Genomic DNA, 293 nt, shown 5'->3' on the forward strand with positions numbered 1-293 from the left:
TTGATGATTCTTCTTGACGAGAGAAGTCTCAGCGACCATCATTTTCGAGCACTGATAGCACTTGAAACGTCGCTTTTTAAGGAGAATTCTAGTAGGCATACCAGTTGTTTCGAGGTAAGGAATTTTCGACGGTTTTTGGAAGTCATATTTCTTCATTTGACTTCCACACTCAGGACAAGAAGGAGCGTAGTAGTCCAGTTTAGCGATGATTTCCTTGTGTGTATCCTTATTGATGATATCTATAATTTGGATATTAGGATCTTTGATATCAAGGAGTTTTGTGATAAAATGTA

Annotated in this window: 1 protein-coding gene; it reads right to left on the reverse strand. The window is 37.5% G+C overall.

What is annotated here, in order from left to right; translation table 11 throughout:
* A partial coding sequence (locus HMPREF2933_RS06250) for a transposase family protein (protein WP_148131523.1) occupies positions 1 to 293 on the reverse strand: 293 nt, incomplete at both ends.

It is taken from the genome of Streptococcus sp. HMSC066F10 (genome assembly GCF_001813805.1).
In the GTDB taxonomy this organism is placed as follows: Bacteria; Bacillota; Bacilli; order Lactobacillales; family Streptococcaceae; genus Streptococcus; species Streptococcus vaginalis.